The sequence below is a fragment of the Bacillus sp. 522_BSPC genome (genome assembly GCF_001076885.1).
GTDB classification, from domain to species: domain Bacteria; phylum Bacillota; class Bacilli; order Bacillales; family Cytobacillaceae; genus Niallia; species Niallia hominis.
In genome coordinates this window covers 1-8,749 of sequence record NZ_JVDT01000115.1, presented here as the reverse complement: position 1 = coordinate 8,749, position 8,749 = coordinate 1, and the positions used below count along the sequence as shown (strand labels likewise).

Sequence of the window (8,749 nt, the reverse complement as noted above, 5' to 3'; positions counted from 1 at the left end):
TCTACTTTTTTCGATATTTTCTGACTATGAAAAAGGTATGTGGGACAAAGAATATTTTTAAAGTCGCCTAAATATGATAGAATTAATTTGCCATAAAGTATTTTGATAAGTGACCCCGTGACCTTCGTAAGAAGGGTGATTCGCCAAAATCAAGGATCATTTTCATATATTTTGTGGCTTCGCTATTTATATCCTCCGACATGCCACTTATCTTCCCCAAGCTGATAAAGAAGCTATGAATCCAATTTATACATGTTAAGAAACGATTTAGATAAAACCTGACTAATTGGCGGCTGCCTTTTGCTTTTTTCCTTTGAAGAATTTTCTTCACTCGTTCTAAAACTGTATGAATAGTATGTTGAAAATACGGGATGAGAAAGTCCGGAAGAATAGAGATATTCACTTCACATTGTAAACATCTTAGGCGACAAATTGGGATCCGTACGGTTGTCTCATCAGTTATTCCATAACGCCAGTAATAGCCGTTACGATGAAGATTCCCATGGGAATGACATTTGCAGTTTGGGCATTGATCAAACAATGGAAATTCATTCTTTTTTCCTCTTTCCCCATACTCCACTAGGCTAATACCAAAATCATGAAATTTGATCATAAAAAAACTCCCCCTTCTAATATGCAAAAAATTTAGCACATTATTCCAGAGAAGTATATAAACAATTCTGAAGGAATTTGAAAATTCCAACGGTATTTGAGAGGATATAAAGTGACAGTTTACAGAAATAGCGAGAAAATGAAAGAGCTTCGAGTCTCTGTAAAACAAAAAGGTTGGATAGATGATGACTCTGAAGATTTACATTTATATCGACTACCTGACGGAAAATATACGGTAGCTTCTGGTAATCACCGCATATTTTTATCGCATCAAATAGACATACAAAAGATTAACGCGATGGTTTCCCTTTTAATTCCAGAAAGCTACATACCCGAGAATATAAAAGCCAAAATAAAAGATTATGAGGATAAAGAGAAGACATACCAAATAGAAGTGGAAAAGATCCGCGAATCCTTGGAAGCCCTTGGAGAAATTCGCAAAAACGTAAAAGATGAATTTACTTATAAGAACTTTTGTAATCTAAGAGATGAAATGTATAATAAACGTCAATATCTCCTTCTTAAATTAGCCAAATTTTTAAACTTGGTACCCCATGAAGCAACAGAGTAATCGATATTACCTAATAGAAAATCTGTTCCTATTTATGTAGTAAAACAAAGAAGACTGCAAAATATCCAATCGAATATCTTTGCAGCCTCTTTTCCCTTTTCATTATACATTAAGCTTTTCCTGTTGAAGGAAGTGTTTTTCCTTCTTCACCAATAGTTAAATGAACATCTTTATTAAAATCTATATTTAAAATTGTAATAGTTAAATCGAGACCAAAAATTGTAATTAGCATAAAAGTCACCACCTTTATTAAAAAATACATATAAGCAATCATATTATTAATAAAAATAATTGCTTGTCCTTCCAATATAAGATATGAAAAATTTTAAACTATTGATTGTGTAGATAAATAATTTTAATCTTCTTTAGTACCCTTTCTCTTTATCTGCTCTTCCAATTTTTCTCTCTTCCACTTCACCTAAAAGAATATTATTATACATTCTTCTTTCAGATTTTTTAGATTATCCCCTTTTCTTAATAACATTACTTATTGCTCTCTGAACCGAAATCCATTTTTACAAATCCTATTTCTTAATGAAGATTCAAATTCCATTAATTTTTCACCTTTCTAGGTATAAAAGGTGGTCTTATAAAGAAGAATACCTATTAATTACTTCAGAAGGAGAAAAATTATGTTTGTATTACTAACGAGAATACTCATTGTTTTCATTTCATGGTGCGGATTTTTTGTAATTCCTAAAAAATCTATCTTTAAGTTTTTACCAGTTACTCTGTTTTCAACTATATTTTTATTAGTGGAAACATTACTCTCCATGGAATTTAAATGGTGGAAAGTAAAAGGTGGGATAAAAGGGAAAATTAATAATGCCTTTACATTTATTTTCGGTCCTTATTTTGTCGGAAATATCATCATTTTTCATTTCACCTATAAAAAATTTTGGCTATATGCCCTCCTAAATGGCATTATGGATTATTTACTAGCATATCCACTCAATAGCTTTTTTGAAAAACATAATTTTTATAAGCTCAAAAAGGTAAATAGTCTTTTTCTTTTCCTATCTGCCTATCTATATGCAATGCTAAATTATGGATTTCAAAAAATAATCGATAAAAATGAGCCAAATAATGAGCTCAACAACAGACCAATATAAGAAAATTCAAATTATGGTGATACAGGAACTGTATTAGCATAATTTTTTTGTTAGGATTAGTATAAAACAATTGTCACATAAATTAATTCTTCTACTGGATCTTAGTTGCAAAAAAGGTTTCAAAAAATGTTAGTAATGGATTCAGGAGTTAGTATGAAGTTTAGACAGGATTGATTATGTCAAGGAAGCATAGCCGACTAAGAAAATGATGATTTTTTTCTATATTTTTTTAATATTTCCAGGTGTAAGGTGGGCATCATTTCATTTATTTTTTGACTTACCCTTACTCCCACAAAAGAAAAAAGCCCCGGCACCTACAGCGCCAAGGCTTCTACTTCTTAATACATTTCCATGTATTGATCTCTCTCCCAAGGATGGACTTGCGTTCTGAACATGTCCCATTCAATCTCTTTTGCCTCAACAAAGTGAACAAGGATGTGCTCGCCTAGTGCGTCGATCATTGTTTCATTTTGTTTTAATTCTTCTAATGCATGGGCTAGGGTTGATGGTAAGTCAACAATGCCTTCTGCAATTCTTTCTTCTTTGCTCATGATATAGATATTTCTATCTACAGGAGCTGGAGGAGTCAATTGGTTGGCAATTCCGTCAAGTCCTGCTTTAAGTAAAGCTGCCATAGCTAAGTATGGATTTGCTGCTGGGTCCACGCTACGTACTTCTACACGAGTGCTTAGGCCACGTGATGCTGGAATACGCATTAATGGGGAACGATTTCGAGCAGACCATGCTACATAGCAAGGTGCCTCATAGCCAGGAACTAGGCGTTTATATGAGTTTACAGTCGGGTTAGTAATAGCAGTAAAGCTAGTAGCGTGCTTACCGATACCGGCAATAAATTGAAGTGCTGTATCGCTTAATTCTAACTCACCTTTTGGATCGTAGAAAACATTCTCGCCGTTTTTGAATAAGGAAAGGTTGCAGTGCATCCCTGATCCGTTCACGCCAAATAAAGGTTTTGGCATAAATGTTGCATGTAGACCATGCTTACGAGCAATTGTTTTTACTACTAATTTGAATGTTTGAATTTGGTCACATGCTGTAATTGCATCTGCATATTTAAAATCAATTTCATGCTGACCAGGTGCTACTTCATGGTGAGAAGCTTCAATTTCAAAGCCCATTTCTTCTAATTCTAATACGATATCACGACGACAGTTTTCCCCTAAATCTGTAGGTGCTAAATCAAAGTAACCACCATTATCGTTAAGTTCTAGAGATGGTGCGCCTTTTTCATCCAATTTGAATAAGAAAAATTCTGGCTCAGGTCCAAGATTAAAGTCAGTGAATCCTAAGTCTTCCATCTCTTTTAATATTCTTCTTAGATTATTACGAGGATCGCCTTCAAATGGTGTTCCATCTGGGTTGTAGATATCACAAATCAAACGTGCAACTTTCCCTTTTTCAGCTGTCCAAGGGAAAACGACCCAAGTATTTAGATCAGGATATAGATACATATCTGATTCTTCAATACGAACAAATCCTTCGATAGAGGAACCATCAAACATCATTTTGGTATCCAATGCCTTATCTAGCTGGCTGATTGGAATCTCCACATTCTTGATTGTTCCTAAGATATCCGTAAATTGTAAGCGGATAAATTTTACGTTACTTTCACTTGCAAACTTTCTAATGTCATCTTTAGTGTAATTTTTAGCCACGACTATTCCTCCACTCCCTACTTTTCTTCTTATCTATTTTTGAAAATAACGAGACATGTCTCCTTGTCTCATAGAGGGACGATGAGTATTATTAAAGCGACCTGCATTTAATAATTCTTTGCGCAATAATTTGCGTAAATCCTCATCCGATAATTCTCTGCGTGCTTTTTCTGCTTCTTTCTTCACTTCATCTGTCAGCACTTGTTTTTCTTGAACAGAGAAAATTTGTTTAATTCCAGCAAGGTTTACTCCTTGATCAATTAGATCTTTAATCTCCAATAATTTATCAATATCCGATAATGAAAAAAGTCTTCTATTGCCATCTGATCTTGCTGGAGCCACTAATTCGTGTTCTTCATAGTAACGAATTTGTCGAGCAGACAGCTCTGTTAATTGCATGACAATACTTATTGGAAAAAGAGGCATCGATCGACGAATTTGACTACCAGACATAGCATTCGGCTCCTTTAAATTGATTTAATCCACCTTCATTATATGATTGGGAAAAAAAGATGTCAACTAATGTTACAAATTCTTCCCAATTCATGTGACTGATTACTATATTCAAATAGTAATCAGTTTTTGTTCTAGTAATCGGTTAATCGCGATACATATCGCAATTTTCACATGGGAATAGGTTAATCCCCCTTGTACGTAAGCTACATATGGTGGTCGGATTGGACCATCTGCTGTTAATTCGATGCTTGCCCCTTGAATAAACGTTCCTGCTGCCATAATAACATCATCTTCATAACCTGGCATGTAATTTGGATATGCCGTCACATGGGAGTTTATTGGCGATGCATATTGAATGGCTTGGCAAAAAGCAATCATTTTGTCTTTATCATCAAACTGAACAGACTGAATAAGGTCTGTTCTCTTTGTATTCCAGCTAGGAGAGGAATTCATTCCTAATCGCTCTAGCATTGCTGCTGTGAAAATAGCTCCTTTTAAGCTTTGTCCAACAACATGTGGAGCAAGGAAAAAACCTTGGTACATTTCTTGAAGGCTATAAAGAGAAGCACCCGCTTCAGCTCCGATTCCAGGGGAAGTCATTCGATAAGAACATGCTTTTACAAACTCCTCTTTCCCAACAATATATCCACCCGTTTTCGCTATTCCGCCACCTGGATTTTTAATTAACGATCCAGCCATTAAATCTGCACCAACATGGCATGGCTCGAGATCTTCTACGAACTCTCCATAGCAATTATCAACAAATACAACGACATCTTCTTTAATCTCTTTTACAAAGGCAATCATTTTCTCAATCTCCGCAATTGGAAAAGAAGGTCTTGTTGCATACCCTTTGGAGCGTTGTATGCCAATCATTTTTGTATTTGCATGAATGGATGTAGCAATTTTTTCATAATCAGGCTGCCCGTTTGGAAGCAATTCCACACTGTTATAGCCAATATTAAACTCACGTAGAGATCCTATGCCTTCGCCTCTAATTCCTACGATTTCTTCTAATGTATCATATGGTTTACCTGTAATATACAGAAGTTCATCGCCAGGCCGCAAGATCCCAAACAGCGCTGTGCTAATAGCATGTGTTCCAGAAATAATTTGTGGTCGCACCAAACCAGCTTCCCCACCAAATACTTCTGCATAAATGCTTTCTAACGTGTCACGGCCATTATCATCATATCCATAGCCAGTTGATGGGATAAAGTGGGATTCACTTACCCGGTGATTTTGAAAGCTTGATAAGACACGAAATTGATTGGTATCGATTCTTTTATCAATAGCTTGATGGACTTCTTTAATTTGTTCTTCCACTTCATTTACTAACGTTTCTAGCTGTGTTCCATATGTTAACTGCTTATACATCTATTTCTCCCATTCCTCTACTTCTATCGGCTTTTTATATTTTAAAATAGCATGTTCTTTTAAGGCATACCCTTTACATAAATAGGTTTGTGTTTCTTCATCAAAAATTAAGCTCCGAAGTACTGTCTCATTTTTAAGCTGTGACAATAATTTACCATTATTGCTTTCAACCGTTGTTTCATAATATTCCATGTTTTCAATCATGATTTGTTCAATCGTTTGCTTCAGCCTTTCCCTGTCTTCCTTATCAAAAGCGCTAATTAAAATGCTTTCTGTCTTTGATGTTGGCACAAATTTCGAATGCACCAAATCTTTTTTATTATAGACAGTTAAATGTGGAATCGCAGGTATTTCCAAATCTTCTAGTAATTTATGTACTGTTTCCTCATGCTGATAATATTCCTCATTTGAGCTATCCACAATATGAAGCAATAAGTCTGCTTCGCGTACCTCTTCTAAGGTAGACCGGAATGCGGCAACTAATGTTGTTGGCAAATCTTGAATAAATCCTACTGTATCCGTAATAAGTGCCGAAAAGCCACTTGGCAAAATCAATTTTCTAGTCATTGGATCTAATGTTGCAAACAAGATATCTTCTTCAAATGAATCTGCTTCTGAGAGACGATTAAACAAAGTAGATTTTCCTGCGTTCGTATAACCAACTAATGCGATTTGGAAGGCTCTATTTTTCTTCCGTCTTTCACGATAGCGATCTCTATGTTCGACAATAACGCTTAATTGGCTTTTAATATCATCAATTCTTCGTCTAATATGTCTTCGATCTGACTCAAGCTTCGTTTCACCAGGCCCTCTTGTCCCAATCCCTGCGCCAAGTCTGGATAATTGGAGACCTTGTCCACCTAATCGCGGCAAAAGGTATTGCAATTGGGCTAGCTCTACTTGAAGCTTCCCTTCTTTTGATCTTGCCCTCGATGCAAATATATCTAGAATAAGCTGGGTGCGGTCAATGATTCTTGCATCCAAATTCTTTGATACATTGCGAACCTGACTTGGTGATAATTCATCATTAAAAATGATTAAGTCTGCTTCTAATTCTTCTGCAAGAGTTTCTAATTCTTCTACTTTCCCTTTGCCAATATAGGTAGAAGGATGAATTCTTTCTCGCATTTGCGTTAATGTTGCAACTACTTGTCCATTCGCTGTTTTCGTTAAATTTGCAAGTTCTTCCATTGAATATTCAAATCTGGCAGCGTCATTTTGTGTTTCACAACCAACCAGGATTACTTTTTCTTTATCAACTTTGGTTTCTTTCAACTATGTAACCCTTCTTTCCATGCCGAACTTCATCTATTATAGCAAACAAAATCCAATTCATCTATTTGCTCTTTATAAGATTACCCAAATTATAACGAAGTAAAAATGAATTTGAAAAAGAATGTAAAAAAGCTATTCCAAAAAGTAAACAACTCTTTTAAGAATAGCCTATAAACCTTATTTTTCATTAGAGTCTAACAGTAAATCATTACTTCTTATTGTCATTAGTTCGTATTTATCATAATTACTTTGCATTAATAAGCGCATGGCTTGGGCTCTTATCGATTTCTCGATGATATTGCGGATGTATCGACCATTTGAAAAGCTTTTTGGATGCTGGATATTTCGTACATAGGAAAGATGTTCTTTTAGTTTTTTTTCCGCCTCATGGCTTAATGCATATTCTCTTTCTTTTAGCATACGATCTGCAATCTCCATTAGCTGATCGGTGGAATAATCAGGAAAGTCAATGACAAGGGGGAACCTAGAGTGGAGACCAGGGTTTAAGGATAGAAAAAAATCCATTTCCCTTGAATAGCCTGCCAATATTAAAATAAAGTCATGCTGTTTATCTTCCATATGCTTTACTAATGTATCGATTGCTTCTTTTCCAAAATCCTTCTCTCCGCCTCGCCCTAGCGAATAGGCCTCATCAATAAATAAAATTCCTCCCATTGCTTTTTTTACAAGATCCCTTGTTTTCTGGGCTGTATGTCCGATATATTCGCCAACTAAATCAGCACGCTCTGCTTCAATTAAATGACCTTTTGATAAGACATTCATTTTTTGAAAAAGCTTGCCAATTAGCCTTGCAACCGTTGTTTTCCCTGTACCTGGATTGCCTTTAAACATCATATGCAGTGCCTGTTTCCCCGTTTTCAGACCATTTTCTTCTCGCTTTTTATTGACATAAATCCATGCGTATATCTCTTTTATCATTTTTTTCATTTCATCCATGCCTACAAGGCTTCCTAATTCAGCCTCAATTTCCCTAAGTGCTTCGTGTTCACTTGGAACAGTTCTTTTGATTGACTCAGCTTCTGGCTTTTCCTTTGGAAGAACCTTCTTTTTCTGTGAATTGATTACTACGCTGATCTGTCCATTATTCTTCATCCGGATTGGATGCTCCAAAAGCCACACCTCCTCTTAAAACAAAACGCTAAAAATCTCGCCCATCAAAAGCTTCATTTATGAATTTTTTAAGTATTTTAATCTATTCATACTGTTTGCCACTATTCCCCATTGTTAATGTATATTCAGAACCTCTTCTATTCATTAAACTATTTTAGATTATTTTTTTATCCCCATACAAAGCCTAGTCTGTAACAAGAAATAATCCTATTTTAAACGAATATTTTAGTTGGGTGGATTGGTAAGATAAACCTTAATTTATTTGCTCTTCATGGTAAAATAGAGGGAATTATTTTTAATATTCAAAGATTTATTTTGTATCATAGGGGGGATATAGAAATGGCTAGTATTTTTTTAACTTCAAATGGCTTTTTTACAGAAACAATAAAAGGTGAGTTTTTAGCCACACTTAAAAAACAAAGGATAAATCCGAAAGCTGTCATTATTACTACGGCCTCCACACTTAAAGAAAAAAATAGACTTGCCCTTAAAACGAAAAATGATTTTTTCGAAATGGACATAAAGCATGTCGATTTTAT

General features: G+C 35.1%; 9 protein-coding genes and 1 pseudogene. 3 read left to right on the top strand and 7 right to left on the bottom strand.

Annotation, left to right across the window (positions count from 1 at the left end):
- Positions 1-82: 82 nt before the first annotated feature.
- Positions 83-613, bottom strand: a complete 531-nt coding sequence (locus tag ADJ83_RS08820) for a DUF6431 domain-containing protein (protein WP_035416525.1) — start codon at positions 611-613, stop codon at positions 83-85.
- A 111-nt stretch (positions 614-724) separates the two neighbouring features.
- Between ADJ83_RS08820 and ADJ83_RS08815 the strand changes: the two genes are divergently transcribed.
- Positions 725-1,183 carry a hypothetical protein gene (locus tag ADJ83_RS08815; protein WP_031538276.1) on the top strand — a complete coding sequence of 153 codons (459 nt, stop codon included), beginning with the start codon at positions 725-727 and terminating at the stop codon, positions 1,181-1,183.
- Between the two features lie 109 nt (positions 1,184-1,292).
- Here ADJ83_RS08815 and ADJ83_RS26500 read toward each other — a convergent pair whose 3' ends face one another.
- Positions 1,293-1,415 (bottom strand): hypothetical protein, encoded by a 123-nt coding sequence (locus tag ADJ83_RS26500; RefSeq protein ID WP_268817986.1) that lies wholly within the window; start codon positions 1,413-1,415, stop codon positions 1,293-1,295.
- Positions 1,416-1,815: 400 nt separating this feature from the next.
- Here ADJ83_RS26500 and ADJ83_RS08810 point away from each other — a divergent pair, with 400 nt between their 5' ends.
- The gene (locus ADJ83_RS08810) at positions 1,816-2,295 is read left to right on the top strand and encodes a hypothetical protein (protein ID WP_031538275.1); all 480 of its coding nucleotides are present in this window, start codon (positions 1,816-1,818) and stop codon (positions 2,293-2,295) included.
- Between the two features lie 338 nt (positions 2,296-2,633).
- Here the strand turns inward: ADJ83_RS08810 and glnA are convergent, their stop codons facing one another.
- The 5 genes from glnA to spoVK form a co-directional block, all read right to left on the bottom strand.
- The gene (gene glnA / locus ADJ83_RS08805) at positions 2,634-3,971 is read right to left on the bottom strand and encodes a type I glutamate--ammonia ligase (protein WP_048717543.1); all 1,338 of its coding nucleotides are present in this window, start codon (positions 3,969-3,971) and stop codon (positions 2,634-2,636) included.
- A gap of 33 nt (positions 3,972-4,004) precedes the next feature.
- Complete coding sequence (locus tag ADJ83_RS08800) at positions 4,005-4,424, bottom strand: MerR family transcriptional regulator (protein ID WP_031538273.1); 420 nt, start codon at positions 4,422-4,424, stop codon at positions 4,005-4,007.
- Positions 4,425-4,535: 111 nt separating this feature from the next.
- On the bottom strand, positions 4,536-5,804 hold the full coding sequence (locus tag ADJ83_RS08795) for an aminotransferase class I/II-fold pyridoxal phosphate-dependent enzyme (protein WP_031538272.1): 1,269 nt from the start codon (positions 5,802-5,804) through the stop codon (positions 4,536-4,538).
- Positions 5,805-7,079 (bottom strand): GTPase HflX, encoded by a 1,275-nt coding sequence (gene hflX / locus ADJ83_RS08790; protein WP_031538271.1) that lies wholly within the window; start codon positions 7,077-7,079, stop codon positions 5,805-5,807.
- A gap of 177 nt (positions 7,080-7,256) precedes the next feature.
- Entirely contained in the window at positions 7,257-8,210 is a 954-nt protein-coding gene (gene spoVK, locus ADJ83_RS08785; protein WP_031538270.1) for a stage V sporulation protein K, read from the bottom strand.
- A gap of 339 nt (positions 8,211-8,549) precedes the next feature.
- Between spoVK and ADJ83_RS08780 the strand changes: the two are divergent.
- Positions 8,550-8,749 (top strand): annotated as a pseudogene (locus ADJ83_RS08780) (peptidase E); the annotation flags it as partial.